This window comes from Halpernia sp. GG3 (assembly GCF_052976925.2).
This window is the reverse complement of the sequence record NZ_JBRIIR020000009.1, coordinates 35,064-51,652: the sequence shown is the minus strand read 5'-3', so window position 1 is coordinate 51,652 and position 16,589 is coordinate 35,064. Positions and strand designations below refer to the sequence as shown.

The 16,589-nt window shown below is 34.1% G+C and carries 12 protein-coding genes; 5 read left to right on the top strand and 7 right to left on the bottom strand.

Features of this window, described 5'->3' with window-relative positions:
* Nucleotides 1-2: 2 nt before the first annotated feature.
* From apaG to glgB, 7 genes are all read right to left on the bottom strand, one after another.
* Entirely contained in the window at nt 3-389 is a 387-nt protein-coding gene (gene apaG / locus ACVBED_RS03645) for a Co2+/Mg2+ efflux protein ApaG (protein ID WP_447119549.1), read from the bottom strand.
* Between the two features lie 94 nt (nt 390-483).
* The gene (odhB, locus tag ACVBED_RS03640; RefSeq protein WP_447119548.1) at nt 484-1,725 is read right to left on the bottom strand and encodes a 2-oxoglutarate dehydrogenase complex dihydrolipoyllysine-residue succinyltransferase; all 1,242 of its coding nucleotides are present in this window, start codon (nt 1,723-1,725) and stop codon (nt 484-486) included.
* Nucleotides 1,726-1,783: 58 nt separating this feature from the next.
* A complete protein-coding gene (locus tag ACVBED_RS03635) occupies nt 1,784-4,582 on the bottom strand; it encodes a 2-oxoglutarate dehydrogenase E1 component (protein WP_447119546.1) in 2,799 nt (932 codons plus the stop codon).
* Nucleotides 4,583-4,875: 293 nt separating this feature from the next.
* Nucleotides 4,876-5,910 (bottom strand): polyketide cyclase, encoded by a 1,035-nt coding sequence (locus tag ACVBED_RS03630; RefSeq protein WP_447119544.1) that lies wholly within the window; start codon nt 5,908-5,910, stop codon nt 4,876-4,878.
* 113 nt (nt 5,911-6,023) lie between these two features.
* Nucleotides 6,024-7,292, bottom strand: coding sequence for a glucose-1-phosphate adenylyltransferase (locus ACVBED_RS03625; protein ID WP_473094516.1), 1,269 nt, complete (start codon nt 7,290-7,292; stop codon nt 6,024-6,026).
* A 16-nt stretch (nt 7,293-7,308) separates the two neighbouring features.
* A complete protein-coding gene (locus tag ACVBED_RS03620) occupies nt 7,309-8,715 on the bottom strand; it encodes a glycogen synthase (protein WP_473094515.1) in 1,407 nt (468 codons plus the stop codon).
* A gap of 3 nt (nt 8,716-8,718) precedes the next feature.
* Entirely contained in the window at nt 8,719-10,758 is a 2,040-nt protein-coding gene (gene glgB, locus ACVBED_RS03615) for a 1,4-alpha-glucan branching protein GlgB (protein WP_473094514.1), read from the bottom strand.
* A gap of 200 nt (nt 10,759-10,958) precedes the next feature.
* On the opposite strand from glgB, the gene ACVBED_RS03610 reads away from it, so the two are divergent.
* From ACVBED_RS03610 to ACVBED_RS03590, 5 genes are all read left to right on the top strand, one after another.
* Nucleotides 10,959-12,065 carry an alpha/beta hydrolase gene (locus tag ACVBED_RS03610; protein ID WP_447119539.1) on the top strand — a complete coding sequence of 369 codons (1,107 nt, stop codon included), beginning with the start codon at nt 10,959-10,961 and terminating at the stop codon, nt 12,063-12,065.
* Nucleotides 12,058-13,476 (top strand): leucyl aminopeptidase family protein, encoded by a 1,419-nt coding sequence (locus tag ACVBED_RS03605; protein ID WP_473094513.1) that lies wholly within the window; start codon nt 12,058-12,060, stop codon nt 13,474-13,476. The genes ACVBED_RS03610 and ACVBED_RS03605 overlap by 8 nt, the downstream gene beginning before the upstream one ends.
* Nucleotides 13,477-13,584: 108 nt before the next feature.
* Nucleotides 13,585-14,790 (top strand): ATP-grasp domain-containing protein, encoded by a 1,206-nt coding sequence (locus ACVBED_RS03600; RefSeq protein ID WP_473094512.1) that lies wholly within the window; start codon nt 13,585-13,587, stop codon nt 14,788-14,790.
* 93 nt (nt 14,791-14,883) lie between these two features.
* Nucleotides 14,884-15,597 (top strand): alpha/beta hydrolase-fold protein, encoded by a 714-nt coding sequence (locus ACVBED_RS03595; RefSeq protein ID WP_447119532.1) that lies wholly within the window; start codon nt 14,884-14,886, stop codon nt 15,595-15,597.
* Between the two features lie 37 nt (nt 15,598-15,634).
* On the top strand, nt 15,635-16,588 hold the full coding sequence (locus ACVBED_RS03590) for an ATP-grasp domain-containing protein (protein WP_447119531.1): 954 nt from the start codon (nt 15,635-15,637) through the stop codon (nt 16,586-16,588).
* Nucleotide 16,589: the final 1 nt, after the last annotated feature.

Below are 16,589 nucleotides of genomic sequence, written 5' to 3'. Positions count from 1 at the left end.
TGTTAATTGCTAAGAACTTCCGCCATTAAATTAAACTTAGGAATAGTAATTTCCAAAGCTTTTTCAGAGTTAATATCTGTAATAAAGTAAGTTCCTGTCATCGTTCCCACGCCACTTCTTAAAACCACGTTTGAAAAATAACTGAAACTTTCATCAGGTAAAATTGTAGGTGTTAAACCAATTATTCCATCTCCTGATACTTCCGTAAAACCAAAACCTACGTCATAAATGATCCATTTTCTACGGTTTATTTTCATAATAAACTCAGAATTATTAAATATTTCAATGTTATAGCGAAAAACAAATCTATTTTCGGAAGGAAAACTATTTTTGATGTCGTATTCAGGAAGAACGTTAATTGTAATACTGTGGGTAGTTTTGGTGTACATTTATGAATTTTATTATCTGAAGCAAAAATCTCGCCTTTTTTCAAAAAAAAACCTGACAAATTGCCAGGATTTTTTGATATATAAAATGGTAAATTTATAATTCTAAAGCTTTCCTTTCATCGCCGTTCATTAAGATCTCAACAGGATTATCAATTCCTTCTTTTACAGCTACCAAAAATCCAACAGATTCTTTTCCATCAATGATTCTATGGTCATAAGACATTGCAACATACATCATTGGACGTATAACAACCTGGTTATCAATTGCCATCGGTCTTTGTAAAATATTATGCATGCCTAAAATTGCGGATTGCGGTGGGTTAATAATCGGCGTGGACATCATTGAACCAAAAGTTCCTCCATTGGTAATAGTAAAAGTTCCGCCAGTCATTTCATCCATTGTTATTTTTCCGTCACGCGCTTTTATCGCCAATTCTTTTATAGAAGATTCGATATTTCGAAAAGACATATTCTCTGCATTTCTCACAACAGGCACCATCAAACCTTTCGGTCCTGAAACTGCGATAGAAATATCACAAAAATCGTAAGAAACCATTTGATTTCCGTCAATCATTGAATTTACTTCAGGATACATTTTTAGAGCTCTCACAACTGCTTTAGTGAAAAATGACATAAAACCTAAACCAACACCGTGTTTAGCAGCGAATTCTTCTTTATATTGTTTTCGCAATCTAAAAATTTCACTCATATCAACTTCATTGAAAGTAGTCAGCATTGCAGTTTCATTTTTTACTGCCACTAATCTTTCCGCTACTTTTCTTCTTAGAACTGAAAGTCTGGAAGTTGTAGAACCTCGCGAACCACCGTTATTAGAAGTTCCCATTGCTGGAAAGGAGGCACTTTCTGCATCTTCTTTCATAATTCTACCATCTCTTCCACTTCCTAAAACCTGTGCGGGATTTACCCCTTTTTCATCTAAAATTTTACGCGCTGCTGGCGAAGGTGTATTTGTTGCGTAGGTTTTAGAAGTTTCAACTTTTGGTGCTTCAACAGCTTTTTCTACTTTTGGAGCTTCGGCAACTATTGGTTTTTCTTCAACTTTCTCTGCCGCTTTTGGCTCACCGCTTGGTTTTGCAGCATCTCTATCTATTAAACAAACTACTTGCCCAACTGCAACCACATCGCCTTCTTCGGCTTTCAGAGTAATTACACCGCTTTCTTCCGCGGGCAATTCTAAAGTTGCTTTATCAGAATCTACTTCTGCAATCGGCTGATCTTTTTCAACGTAATCGCCGTCTTTCACAAGCCAGCTTGCGATTTCAACTTCTGTGATAGATTCTCCAGGAGACGGAACTTTCATTTCTAATATAGACATCTGTTTATTTTTTAGATTTCGTTTGTATAATTTTAAAGCAGTGCAAAAATAAAAATTTTTATGCAGTTAATGGTTGTTTTGTAGGAGCATCATTGGTAGAGAATACACGGTTGATGGTATTGTTCTGGTTTATTTCGAATTTTTTATGACTTCCAGGTGCCGGACTTCCACTTGGAATCGGGGAAATAACCTGAATATTTTGATCCCGGAAATGTCTCAGCATAAAACTCCACGCGCCCATATTCTCTGGCTCTTCCTGTGCCCAAATTAATTCTTTTCGGTTTTTATATTTTTCTAAAATTTCCTCAATTTTATTCATCTGCAATGGATAAATTTGCTCAAAGCGAATCAAAGCCACCTTCTCATCATTAATTAATTCTTTCTTAGCTAATAGATCGTAATAAATCTTACCTGAGCAAAATACTAATTTTTCAGTTTTATCAACTGAAGCGGAAACATCGTCTAAAATTGGCTGAAATTCACCATTCGCTAAGTCTTCAAAAGTAGAAATCACTTTTGGATGCCTCAACAAAGATTTTGGCGTCATTACAATCAACGGTTTTCTAAAAGGAAATTTTTGCTGACGTCTTAAAAGATGGAAATAATTTCCGGGAGTGGTACAATTGGCAATAATAATATTTTCATTGGCAGCCAACGTTAAAAAGCGCTCTAATCTTGCCGAAGAATGTTCTGCACCTTGACCTTCTGAACCGTGTGGCAAAAGCATTACCAAACCATTTTGTGACTTCCACTTGTCTTCTGCGGCGACCAAATATTGATCAATAATTATTTGCGCCCCATTAACAAAATCACCGAATTGTGCTTCCCAAATAGTTAAAGTGTTGGGAGAAACCATAGCGTAACCGTAATCAAAACCTAAAACAGCGTATTCTGACAGAAGTGAATTATAAATATCAAATTTTTGCGTGTCTGAAATATGTTTTAAAGGCACATATTCTTCTTCGGCATCTTCCGTTTTTACAACAGCATGGCGGTGAGAGAAAGTCCCACGCTCAACATCCTCACCAGAAATTCTAATACTACTTCCGTCTGATAATAATGTGGCATATGCCAAAAGTTCGCCTTGTGCCCAATCTAAAGTATTGGTTTCGACTTGCTTTAAACGGTTATCAAACAAGCGGGAAATTTTCTTTATAAATTTTTTATCACTCGGTAAAGTCGCAATTTTTGTGGCTAATTGTTTTAATTTTTCAATGTCAAATTTAGTATTATAAACTTTTAAAACATCACCTGGTTTATCCAAGGGAAAATCTTTCCAATCTTCCTGCATAAAAATGTCCATTGTATTTCTTTCTATTTGCTTCGAAGCGTCAAAATTCTCATCAAGAAGTGATTTAAACTCTTTATCCATTTTATCTAAAACCTCCGTTGAAAGTGTTTTATCTTCCAGAAGTTTAGTTTTATAAATTTCTCTGGGATTTTGGTGTTTTGAAATTAAACTATATAAATGAGGTTGTGTGAATCTTGGTTCGTCACCCTCATTATGGCCGTATTTTCTGTAACCCAAAAGGTCAATATAAACATCTTTTCCAAAAGATTTTCTGAAATCTGCGGCAAATCTAACAGCATGAACAACGGCTTCCACATCGTCTGCATTCACATGCATTACGGGTGAATCTGTCACTTTTGCGATATCGGTGCAATAAGTCGAACTTCTCGCATCTAAATAATTAGTTGTAAAAGAAACCTGATTATTAACAACAATATGAACCGTTCCTCCCGTTTTGTAGCCTTCAAGATTCATCATCTGTGCGACTTCATAAACAATTCCTTGTCCGGCAATTGCGCCATCACCGTGAATGATTATCGGTAAAACCTGGTTATAATCACCTTTAAATTCATTATCAACTTTTGCACGGCAAATACCTTCTACCAAAGCAGCAACGGTTTCTAAATGCGAAGGGTTCGGTGTTAAATTAATCCGAACTTCTTCACCAGATTCAGTCGTGATTTTTTTTGAAGCACCTAAATGGTATTTTACGTCACCTGAGAAAACGTCCTCTTCAAACTCTTTTCCTTCAAATTCTGAGAAGATTTGCTTAGAAGATTTCTGGAAAATATTAGTTAAAACATTAAGCCTTCCTCTATGTGCCATACCTAAAACGACCTCGTTCACCCCTAATTTTGAAGCGCGGGAAATTAACTGGTCTAAAGCGGGAATTAAAGATTCGCCACCTTCCAATGAAAATCTTTTTTGACCCACAAATTTCGTGTGCAAATAGTTTTCAAAAGCAACAGCTTGATTTAATTTCTTTAAAATTTCAATTTTTTCATCTTTGGAAAGATCAGCCTGATTTTCACTTTTCTGAATCCAATTTCGAATATATTGCTTTTCTTCTACATTATTGATGTGCATATATTCTACCCCGATGGAATCACAATATATTTTTTCTAAATGATTGATTAAATCCTGCAAAGTTGCTGGTTTGGTCATCCCAGTTTCAACGGCAGAATTAAAAAATCTCTGTAAATCTGAAGAATCTAAACCAAAATTTTCTATATCTAAATTTGGAAAATAATTTCTACGTTCCCGTACAGGATTGGTTTTTGTAAATAAATGACCTCTACTTCTGTAAGCCTCTATAAGATTTACAACACGAAATTCTTTTAAAATATCTTCTGGCATTTCACCGGAAGTAAAATTTTGTGCAATGAAGTTTGAAGGTTGAGGATCTTGCGTAGAAGACCCGTCACTATAATTTTCCAGTGCAAAATCGAAACCCTGGAAAAAAGATTTCCAAGATGGTTCTAAAGAATCGGGGAAAGTGAGATATTGTTGATAAAGATCATCAATGAGTTGAGCGTGTGCAGCATTCAGGAATGAAAATTTGTCCATTTAGTTACAGATTACCTGTTTTTTTATTGATACTTATTAATCTACAAATTTAACAAAAATATGTGAATATTGCGACCTAAAAATATGTTAAAGATACCTTAAATGCTGATAATTTGTTCGTGATTTTATCTTTTGCACAGAAGCATTATTTTTTTAAAAAATCAAATTCATCATCTTAAAAAAATCTAAAACAAACTTTTAGCCCCGGGTGAAGCGACATCCCCGCCCAAGCGGGATATAGCGGAAAACGGGTACAAATTTCGCAAAAATCAATTATGTCTTGCTTCAAAAATTTACAATATTTCCAGCGCCATTTTCATAGTCTCTTCGTCAGTTTCAGTTGGTTTTTTCAAGAATGTTTCGTGTAACTGACCCGTCCTCAACTGCTGATTTTTTGCCTCAGTCATCAATTTCTGTAAACTTTTTAATCTTCCCTGATAATTTCCTTGATAATAAATAATGAGGTATTTTTTTGGTGTTAAATATCTATAAATAAAATTGTTATCATTTACAGTTAATTTTTTAGAAAGCGGAAAACCGTAATAGTAAGAAATTGTTTTGCTTTTAAAATCGTTCGGATCGGTAATTAAAACGGGTGTTCCAAATTCATCATCTTCTTTGTGCAGGTCCGTCAAAAGGAAATTTTTAACTTTATTATGATTTAAAACAATATTTTTTATTAAATCATCCTTTTTATTAGAAGAACTAACGTTTACACCAAGAAGTATGTTATTTTCCTCCTTTTCAACCATCACGCTGTCAAATTTAAGCCTTGCAATCTGGTTATCTTTGTCTACTTTATTGCTTAGAAGATTAGATAAGTTAACTAAACTTCCTCTCAAATTTTCTTTAAAATCATTTTCTGAAATAACATGGAAAGGCCTGATAAAAACCGGTATTTTTGGCGTTCGCAATAAATAGGTAATTGTTGTTTTTTGAGGGGAAATTTTCTTGAAGGTAATTTCAAAAACGAAAGGATTACCTGCGGTAGAGGTATAAAGATAATAAAGAAGCGACCTGTTTTTTGCTGCATACTTAATAAACAAATCACCCTGACGCTCATTTTTTTCATTATAATAAGTAAGTCCACTATTTTTTCCTTCGTAAGGGGTAAAGTAGGAATAATGATAATTTTTATGACCTTTAAAAAATGTATTCCATTTTGTGAAATTTTGTAAATTATTAAACTGAGGGAACAACTTTTCAACAGAATAATTAAGGTCTTTCTGGGCAGTGAAACTTTTCGTCTCATCCATATTAGAAGCGAAAATATAAAATCCCGTAAATGCTAGAGCAAGTAAAATCACAATAAATTTAAACCAACGCATGAATTATTTTTTAGGATTAACGTTTAGAAATACTATTTTTTCTAATCCTGCAAAGATATTATTTTAAAAAAAAATGAGTTTAAATTTTAAATCCATTGTTATAAAAACTTTAATCAAAAAATCTGCGTTCCATCATGGATCACAGCGCCTTTTTTAATGACGACAATTCCATCTTTTACTGAATGATTTTCAAAATCACCATCTTGCAAATGTTTACCACCAATAATTTTCACATGATTACCAATATGGCAATTTTTGTCTAAAATCGCTTGCTCGATATGAGAATACTCACCGATACCCATGTTTGGCATATTGTTATTTCTATTACTTTCCTTAGTTTCTTCACTCTCATAAAAATCTGCGCCCATCATATAGCAGTTTTTTAAACTACTGCCCTTCTGGATTCTAGCACGATTTCCGATTAGAGAATTTTCTATTTTATCAGCCATAATGATGCATCCATCTGCAATAATTGCTTTGCTCACGAACGACCCGTTAATTTTTGAGGGCGGCAACATACGCGCTCTGGTATAAATAGGACTGTCTGAAAATAAATTAAACTGTGGCAATTCTCGTGTTAAATCCATATTGGCTTCGTAGAAAGATTCAATAGTACCAATATCTGTCCAATAGCCGTCAAATTGATAGCTTAACATTTTGTAGTTTCCAAGTCCGTTTGGAATTAATTCCCCACCAAAATCATCACCTGCATCTTCCTTAAACATTTTTAATAAAGCCTCTTTTGAAAATACATAAATCCCCATGGAAGCCAAATATTCTTTACCAGAATTTTGACTTTTTTCAGAAACCTGACTTTTCCATTCACCTAAAACATCTGAATTTGGTTTCTCTACAAAAGATGTAATATTTCCCTCTTCGTCAGATTTTAAGATGCCAAAACCTGTAGCATCATAAGCATTTACAGGAATTGTTGCGATTGTAATATCTGCTTTATTTTTACAGTGGTAATCAATCATTTCGCGAAAATCCATCTGATATAGTTGATCTCCGGAAAGTATTAAAATATAATCGTAATCATATTTTCCTAAATGTTTCATGGATTGGCGAACCGCGTCAGCAGTACCTTGATACCATTCTTCATTTTCCACATTTTGTTCAGCTGCTAAAATATCCACAAAGCCTCTGCTAAAAGTATCAAAGTGGTAAGAATTTTTAATATGTGAATTTAAACTCGCGGAATTATACTGAGTTAAAACCAATATTTTATTATAACCTGAATTTAAACAATTTGAAATTGGAATATCTACCAAACGGTATTTACCTGCAATTGGAACTGCGGGTTTAGACCGGGAATAGGTGAGTGGAAACAAGCGGCTACCTCTACCACCGCCCAAAACTATCGATATAACGTTGTGTTTCATAATATTTCAAAAATATTTAATTCTGATATAAATCTACGTAATTCTGTGCAGAATTTTCCCAAGAGAAATCTTTTTTCATGTTGGCCTCAATAAGTGATTTTAATAAAACTTTTTGGTTGTAAATATGAAGCGCACGATCCATATTATGAATAACATCATCTGTTTTTGCTTCTGCAAAATTTAAACCACAACCGCCGGTGGAAATATCTTCTACAGTATCTTTTAATCCACCAATATATCTTACCAGCGGAATAGTTCCATACCTCATCGCGTACATTTGATTTAATCCGCAAGGTTCTACGCGTGACGGCATCAAGAGAAAATCGGCCGAAGCGTAAATTTGATGTGAAAGATGTTCTTTGTAACCTAGATCCAATGCGAAATTGGTAAATGTGTGGTTGAGATTTTTTAATTCAATTTCCAGTGCAGTATTTCCAGAACCTAAAACAATAATATTAAAAGCACCGTACATTTGCTGTATACCTTTTCGAACTATTTCGGGTAATAAATCGGCACCCTTTTCTGTGGCAAACCTTCCAATAAATCCGAATAATGGTAAATCTGGATTTAAATCATAGGTTTCGCAAAGCAGTTTTTTATTTTTAAATTTTCCCTCTTCTGCATTTTTAATATCAAAATTGAAAGTCAACATTTCGTCAGTTTTAGGATTCCAAACTTCCGTGTCAATACCGTTAATGATACCAAATGCTTTCTTATGTTCTTGCTGAATCAAGTTTTCAAGACCTCGAAAACTTTGAAATAGCTCTTGCAGATAACCGTCTGAAACCACTGTAAAAGCGTGGCAACATTTTATCATACATGCCAAAGGATTAATGTAACCTTCCCAATCTAAAAGCCCCCATTTCCAGCCATCAAATCGAGGAAAATAATTGCTCATATCCCATTTCATCTGACCTTGGTATTCGCCATTATGAATAGTTCCGATGGTTTTAACACCTTTTAAAAAATTAAAATCAGGACAATTTTCTACCATAAAAGGTACTAAACCCGTGTGATAATCATGACAATGTATTATATCTGGCCGAATCTGCATCGCACTTAACCAATGTAAAATACCATGCTGGAAAGCCAAAAATTGTTGACTTTCATCCCAATAACCATAAACATCATCTCGGTCTAAAAGTCCGGGAATTTTTATTAAATATAATTCAAAACCCAAAGAATTATATTTTTCTTTCATCACCTGAACTTGAAAAGTATGAAAGGATTGATGAATCCAGCCATCAAAAACGATTTCAAATTTATGGTTATAAAAAAAACTTTTATTGTACCAAGGCATTACCACTTTTGCGTTAATCCCTTTAATCTTGTTTTGATATTTGGGCAAAGCTCCTACAACATCGGCCAAACCGCCCACTTTCGCGACCGGATAACATTCCATTGAAAGATGATAAATAGTCATAGATTAATTATTTTGAAATTTTGCACTTGCTTTTAATTTCGCTTTTGCAACTGTTTTTACTAAAGGTTTTTCTTGTTTCAATGTTTGAACTTTATCAACCGTCTTCTTTTCTTCTGTTTTCTTTACAGATTTTTTTAAGATTTTTTTCTGTTTTAAAATCACGGCAGATAAAGGCGGTAATTTTAAAATGATCGCGTTTGGTCGATGCATCCACAAATCATTTTCCTCATCTACAATATCTGCTGAGATGCCACTTCCGCCAAATTTTTCATCATCAGAATTTAAAATAACTTCCCACAAAGTGCCTTCATTGACTCCGATTTTATAATCAAAAGTTTTTGGTGTTAAATTTAAAACAACCATTATAACGTCGTTTTCAGACTTTCCTTTTCTAAGATAAATAAATATAGAATTGGCTTCATCATTGGCTTCAACCCATTCAAAACCATTTATATCAAACTGATTCTCATATAAAGCGGCTTCGGTTCTATATAAAAGATTAAGTTCTTTCACGAAATCCTGTAAGCCTTTGTGTAAAGGAAATTTTAGCAAATGCCAATCCAAAGATTGTCTGAAATTCCATTCATGCGTTTGTCCAAATTCATTACCCATAAAAAGTAATTTGGCGCCTGGATGTGTGTACATGTAAACAAACATGGATCGAAGATTAGCAAATTTCTGCCATTCATCGCCCGGCATTTTATAAATTAAACTGCTCTTTCCATGAACAACTTCATCATGAGAAAGTGGTAACATGTAATTTTCTTTGTACATGTACATTGATGCGAAAGTCAATTTATGATGAAAATCTCTACGAACAATAGGATCTTGTTTAAAATATTTTAAAGTATCGTGCATCCAACCCATCATCCATTTCATACCGAAACCAATTCCACCATGATTCACAGGTTTTGTAAGCAACGGAAAATCTGAACTCTCTTCGGCAATTGTCATTACATCTGGAAAATCTTTATAAACCGCCGTGTTAAAATCCTGAAGAAATTTTTTAGCTTCTAAATTCACATTTCCACCAAAAATATTTGGTTCCCATTCGCCGTCATTTCTGGCGTAATCTAAATAGAGCATTGAAGTGACAGCGTCAACTCTCAAGCCATCGGCGTGAAAACGATCAAGCCAGAATAAAGCATTAGAAATTAAAAATGATTTAACTTCCGGTCTGCCATAATTAAAAATATAAGATTTCCATTCTGGATGAAAACCTTTTCTCGGATCTTCGTGCTCATATAAATGTGTACCATCAAAAATGTGTAAACCATTTGCATCGCCTGGAAAATGAGATGGAACCCAATCTAAATAAACTCCAATTTCATTTTTGTGTAATTCATTAATTAAAAACATTAAATCTTGTGGCGAACCAAAACGTGAAGTCGCCGCAAAAAAACCTGTAATTTGATAACCCCAACTTGGATCGTAAGGATATTCCATCACAGGCATAAATTCTACATGTGTAAAATTCATTTCCTTTAAATAAGGAATTAATCTTTCGGCGATTTCTCTGTAATTAAAAAACTGCTCAGGATTGTCAGTTCCCCGCATCCAAGAGGCGAGGTGAACTTCATAAACTGAAATGGGCGCTGAAAGATTATTATGTTTATGACGGTCTTTCAACCAGTCTTCATCTTTCCATTCAAACCATGTTGAAGTAATAACAGACGCTGCTTGAACGTTTTGTTCCCAACTGAAAGCGAAAGGATCTCCTTTTTCTAAAAGAATATTTTCTTTAGTTAAAATGCCATATTTGTAAACTTCACCCAAATTCATTTCCGGGATAAAACCCTCCCAAATTCCAGATTCATCCCAACGCGGTAGAAGTGGTTGACTGTAAGAATTCCATTGGTTAAAATTTCCTATCACGGAAACCATTTTCGCAAAAGGCGCCCAAACTGAAAAATAAATTCCTTTTTTACCATTTAATTCTGCCTCGTGAGAACCAAATTTTTCATACAATCTGAAATGTTGACCTTCTTTAAATAAATAGATGTCATGCTCCGTAAAAAGTGAAAATGGTTCTACCTCGTGCATTTTATAGTCAATTGAATATTATAATTTTCGGATAAACTAAAGTAGGTATTAAAATTCTTAATTCATCAAAAAGAGACAGAAAAATTTAAAACTTAATGCAGCGAGAAAACTTTTGGTTTAAATCTGTTAAAAAAGCACTTAAAAGAAAGATATTCTTTAATTTTAGCAGATGAAAATAAGAACTCATAAATTTCTGCGCGATGCTTTTTAATTTAGAAACTCGGGAAGACGACGAGCGGGCAATTTATCTCACGGGAAATTTCAACAGTTGGAATCCGAAAGATGAGAAATTTAAACTTCAAAGGAGCGAAGAATCAATTTATGCCATAGAAGTTGATGATGATTTTTTGCCAGAAAATATTGAATATAAATTTACAAAAGGGGGGTGGGAAAATGTAGAAATTGACAAGTTTGACAAAATTCACCCCAATAGAAAAATAAATAAATCTGACCATCAAACAGAAGATTTTGTTGAAAAATGGCGATACAATTGGGGACCTTTTAAAGAAGAGTTTTTCCCGATAGTAGAGATTATTTCTGAAGAATTCTATATCCCACAACTTGAAAAATACCGGAAGATCTGGGCGCTTCTACCCTATGATTATTACAATTCAGAGAAAAATTATCCGGTTTTATATCTACAGGATGCGCAAAATTTATTTAATGAAGGTGCGGAATTTGGCAACTGGGAAATTGATAAAAAATTATCTTTACTCGCAGAATATGGCCGCGGTGATTTAATCGTAATTGCTATTGAACACGGTAAAGAGGAACGTATTAAAGAATATATTTTTGACAATGATGCCATCATCAAAAATGCGGAAGGAAAGAAATACATTCGTTTTATCACAGATACTTTAAAGCCATTTGTAGATGAAAAATACCGCACTAAAAAAGACCGGGAAAACACAGGAATTGGCGGAAGTTCATTAGGTGCCTTAATAAGTATTTACAGTGGTTTTCTCTATCCAGAAGTTTATTCTAAGTTGATGCTTTTCTCACCTTCGCTTTGGGTAGAACCACAAAATAATTTCCCGATGCTAAAATTTAAACATCCTTATAAAATGAAGGTTTATCTTTATGGCGGCGATCAAGAAGGTTCAAAAATGGTGAACCGAATTCGAAAATTTTCAAAATCTTTAGAAAAATGGGAACTCGATAAAATTTATGATTTCGAAACCAGAATTAGCATTAATCCGGAAGGAAAACACCAGGAATTTTTTTGGTCCCAAGAATTTCCGCGTGCTGTAGAATGGCTGTATTATGATTCATTAGAAGACCCAACAAAAATTAAAAAAAATGATTAAAATAAATTCAGACTCAAATAAAATTTATTCTCAAAAGTTTCATTTTATTGATAAAAAATCTTGGGAAACTGAGCAGAAAAATTATCCAAAGAATACAAGTCATTTCTTTAACGGAAAGAAAAAAGAAGTTTTTATAATTTCAAATGAAGACGATACAATATATTTAATTGGATTGGGTGAAATTTCTGCAGATGTCCATTATCAGGATATTGGAAACAATTTTGCACAATCTCAAAAGAAAAACATTCAGCCAATTTCCACCGAAATAATATTTGAAAATTTAGATTTAAATAAAATTTCTGAGTTAGTTAAAGGTTTGTTTCTTGGCACTTATAATTATCCTTTTAAAGGCGAACATTCTTTTTGGCAAGATGAATTTAGTTTAAGTATTAAAGGTTTATCTGCAGAAGAAATTCAAAAAATCACCCTTGATACGGATTCGATTTGCAAAGGACAATTTGCGTGCATGGATTGGCTGAATAAACCCGCGAATTATAAAAAAGCACCAATACTTACAGACTTTCTTAGAAATTTAGCAAAACAATATAATTTTGAATTAGAGATTTTAAATACAGAAGGTTGCGCAGAAAAAGGCTTGAACGCTTACCTTTCTGTAAACCAAGGAAGCGCAGAAGACGCTGCGTTTTGCATTATAAAATACGCTGCCGAAAAGCCCCAAAAAACAGTCGGTTTAGTGGGGAAATGTGTGGTTTTTGACACGGGTGGAATTTCCATTAAAGGAAACACAAATTTGCATTACATGAAAAGTGATATGGGCGGCGCAACTGCGGTCATCGGCACTTTAATTACCGCTGCAGAAAGAAAATTACCCGTAAATATCACCGCCATTTTACCAATTACTGATAATGCTGTTTCTAACACTTCATACCTCCCGAGTGACGTGATAACCGCGTATAATGGGAAAACTATTGAAGTAATTGATACCGACGCAGAGGGCAGAATGACCTTAGCAGACGGACTTTCTTACATGGTAAAAAATTTCAAACCTGATATTTTAATAGATTTGGCAACGTTGACAGGAAGTGCGGTAAGAATTCTTGGTAGTACGGCGGGTGCACTTTTTGGAAATAATGATGGCTTAATTAAAGATTTAGAGAAATCTGGAAATTTAACAAATCAAAAACTTTGGAATTTACCTTTGTGGGATATTTGGAGTGAGATGCTTACTTCTGATGTTGCAGATTTAAAAAACTTGCCTTCGTCGCCTGTTGGTGGCTGTATTACCGCTGCCAAATTTTTAGAAAACTTCATCGAAGGTCATACAAACTGGGCGCATCTCGATATTGCTGGCGTTGCATTTGGTAAAGTTAATTATGCAAAAGAATATGCAGCAACTGGATACGGCGTGCAACTTCTTATAAATTACTTAGAAAAAATCTGTAAAACCTAAAATTTAGAAATTCCCTTAAAACATTGAATTTTCTTTATATTTCAACCTAATTTAGTTGTTTTTTCAAATAAAATATTCTAAAATTGTATAGGTTTAAAAATTTAGAAAATGGAGAAAATTTTTGTTTGCATTTCCTGTTACTACAAAGGTTGTGAGTTTTTAGAAGAATTAAAAAAATTAGGAAATAAAGTTATTCTGATTACATCTGATAATTTAAAATCTAAAAATTGGCCGTGGCAATCCATTGACGAAGTTTACTACATGTCCGAAATAAAATCTGCCACATGGAATTTAGAACATTTGGTGCAAGGTTTTGCTCATCTGATGAAAACGAATCAAATAGACGCTGTCATCGCTTTAGACGATTATGATGTAGAAAAAGCCGCCATGCTTCGGGAAACTTTTCGAATTCCAGGAATGGGACAAACGACGCATCGTTATTTTCGCGATAAATTGGCAATGAGACAGCGCGCAAAAGATTCTAATATTAATGTTCCAGAATTTTCTTCCGTCTTTAATGACCAAAAATTAGCAGATTTCTGTGATAATAATCTGGCACCTTGGGTTCTAAAACCACGTTCGGAAGCCTCTGCAAGTGGTATTCAAAAAATTAATTCTAAAGAGCAACTTTGGCAATCCTTAGAAAAACTAGGTGAGGAACGCTATTTATTTTTACTAGAAAGTTTTAAACCAGGTAAAGTTTTTCACGTTGATAGTTTGGTTTACAATAAAGAAATTATTTTTACTTCTGCGGCACAATATCTCTCGCCACCAATGAATGTTGCACACGACGGTGGCGTCTTTCGTACTAAATCTTTAGGCAGATATTCTGAGAATTATAAATCCTTGGAAGTCGCCAATAAAAAAGTGATTGAAAGTTTTGGCTTATTGTACGGCGCCACACATACAGAATTTATTATGGGAGACGATGGTAAACTTTATTTTTTAGAAACCTCTTCCAGAGTCGGTGGCGCTTATATTTCGGAATTAATTCAGGCATCCAGCGGAATCAATATTTGGAGGGAATGGGCAAAAATTGAAGATTCAATGTTGAGAAAGACACCTTACAATTTACCAAAACCGACGGGATTTTATGCGGGACTAATTTTGTCCTTGGCTAAAGATAAACATCCAAATACTACGGAATTTGAGTGCAAAGAAATTTACAAATTTGTTGATATTGATTACCATGTTGCGATTATTTATAAATCTGATGATGAAGAATCTATACAAAAATGTCTTGACGAAGCAGCCGATAAAATTACGGATCACATTTTAAATATTATTCCGCCACAAAATAGACCGATGAGTTAGATGATGGTTGATGGTTGATGGTTAATAGAAATTAAACAATTATATTTTTAACCAAAAAATTTGAGTTAAAAAATAAAAAAAATAAAAAATTATATGCCGAAAATAGAGCACACAGATTATTATTCACATATTTTAGGGAAAAGTTTAAATTTAGAGGTAACGGGACATTTTGGTTACCCAATTATTATGTTTCCTACGTCAAAAGGTTCCTACATGCAAAATGCCGATTTTCATTTAAATGGAAGTATTGCCAATTTCGTAGATCAGGGGAAATTAAAATTGTATAACATTGAAACCATTGATGAAATCAGCCTTTACAATAAATCTGTTGGTCCAGACGAAAGAATCAGAAGGTATGAATTGTATGTGCAGTTTTTAATTCAAGAGTTTATTCCATATATCCAAAAGATGCATCAGACGCACAGAGTTGCAGTTGCAGGCGCAAGTTTTGGTGGTTATCACGCGGCAAACATTGCTTTTAGATTTCCGGATGTCGTTTCTCATTTATTCTGTCTTTCTGGCGCTTTTACAATTCGGAATTTTATGGATGGTTATGAAAGTGACAGTGTTTATTTTAATTGTCCGCGAGAATTTGTTGGCAACGATGAGGCTTTTAAATACAAACACATGAATATTGTTTTAAGCACTTCAGACCAGGATATCTGTTTAGAACAAACCCGCGAAATGGCAGGAATTCTCGCTCAAAAAGGAATCGCTCACTGGTATGATGAACAGAAATGGATCAACCACGATTGGCCGCTTTGGCGCATGGTTTTCCCTACATTTATTGGACGATTTTTTTCTTAAATTTTAAATAACATTAAATAAAAAAAATACAAATATTATGGCAAAGAAAGTTGGAATTTTATTCGGGATGGAAGATACATTTCCGTGGGCTTTTATCGATAAAGTAAATGAAATGGGAAAAGGCAAAATAGTTGCGGAACCCGTAACGATTGATAAATTAGAGCAAGGTGCAGATTCTGGCTATGCCGTAATTATTGACCGAATTTCTCAGGATGTTCCTTTTTATCGGGCTTATTTAAAAAACGCGGCTGTGAGTGGAACATATGTCATTAATAATCCATTTTGGTGGAGTGCAGACGAAAAATTTTTAAATAATGCGTTGATGATAAAACTGGGAATTCCCCTTCCAAATACCGTTTTATTACCTTCAAATGACCGTCCGACAAATACCTCAGAAACGTCATTTAGAAATTTGAAATTTCCTTTAGACTGGGACTATATTTTCGAATATATCGGTTTTCCCGCTTACATGAAACCACATGATGGCGGCGGTTGGCGAAATGTTTACCGCGTGACAAGTCCCGAAGATATGTGGGAAAAACTTCGTGAAACGGAACAACTCGTGATGATGTTGCAGGAAGAAATTATTTTCGATGATTACTACCGCGTTTATTGTTTAGGTAAAAAATACGTTCACATCATGCCTTATGAGCCGAGAAATGCGCCACATTTAAGATATGTGACAGAATCAAAATATGAAGGTGAAAAATTAAAAAGTATTTTAAAAGTCATTCATGATTATGCAATTAAAATGAATGAGGCTTTAGGTTATGATTTTAACACCGTGGAATTTGCAGTAAAGGATGGAATTCCTTACGCCATTGATTTCTGTAATCCTGCACCAGACGCGGACAGAAATGCCGTTGGTGAAGAAAATTTTGCCTGGATCGTAGAGCATTCTGCAAAATTAGCCATAGAAAAAGCCAAAGAATATGTGCCTGGAAAAGTGAATATTTCCTGGGGAAACTTCGTGAAAGATTCCGCAAAATAAT

Bases quoted from the DNA above. Each gene is read 5' to 3' on its own strand.
- apaG (WP_447119549.1), bottom strand. From the start codon at position 389: ATGTACACCAAAACTACCCACAGTATTACAATTAACGTTCTTCCTGAA.
- odhB (WP_447119548.1), bottom strand. From the start codon at position 1,725: ATGTCTATATTAGAAATGAAAGTTCCGTCTCCTGGAGAATCTATCACA.
- ACVBED_RS03635 (WP_447119546.1), bottom strand. From the start codon at position 4,582: ATGGACAAATTTTCATTCCTGAATGCTGCACACGCTCAACTCATTGAT.
- ACVBED_RS03630 (WP_447119544.1), bottom strand. From the start codon at position 5,910: ATGCGTTGGTTTAAATTTATTGTGATTTTACTTGCTCTAGCATTTACG.
- ACVBED_RS03625 (WP_473094516.1), bottom strand. From the start codon at position 7,292: ATGAAACACAACGTTATATCGATAGTTTTGGGCGGTGGTAGAGGTAGC.
- ACVBED_RS03620 (WP_473094515.1), bottom strand. From the start codon at position 8,715: ATGACTATTTATCATCTTTCAATGGAATGTTATCCGGTCGCGAAAGTG.
- glgB (WP_473094514.1), bottom strand. From the start codon at position 10,758: ATGCACGAGGTAGAACCATTTTCACTTTTTACGGAGCATGACATCTAT.
- ACVBED_RS03610 (WP_447119539.1), top strand. From the start codon at position 10,959: ATGCTTTTTAATTTAGAAACTCGGGAAGACGACGAGCGGGCAATTTAT.
- ACVBED_RS03605 (WP_473094513.1), top strand. From the start codon at position 12,058: ATGATTAAAATAAATTCAGACTCAAATAAAATTTATTCTCAAAAGTTT.
- ACVBED_RS03600 (WP_473094512.1), top strand. From the start codon at position 13,585: ATGGAGAAAATTTTTGTTTGCATTTCCTGTTACTACAAAGGTTGTGAG.
- ACVBED_RS03595 (WP_447119532.1), top strand. From the start codon at position 14,884: ATGCCGAAAATAGAGCACACAGATTATTATTCACATATTTTAGGGAAA.
- ACVBED_RS03590 (WP_447119531.1), top strand. From the start codon at position 15,635: ATGGCAAAGAAAGTTGGAATTTTATTCGGGATGGAAGATACATTTCCG.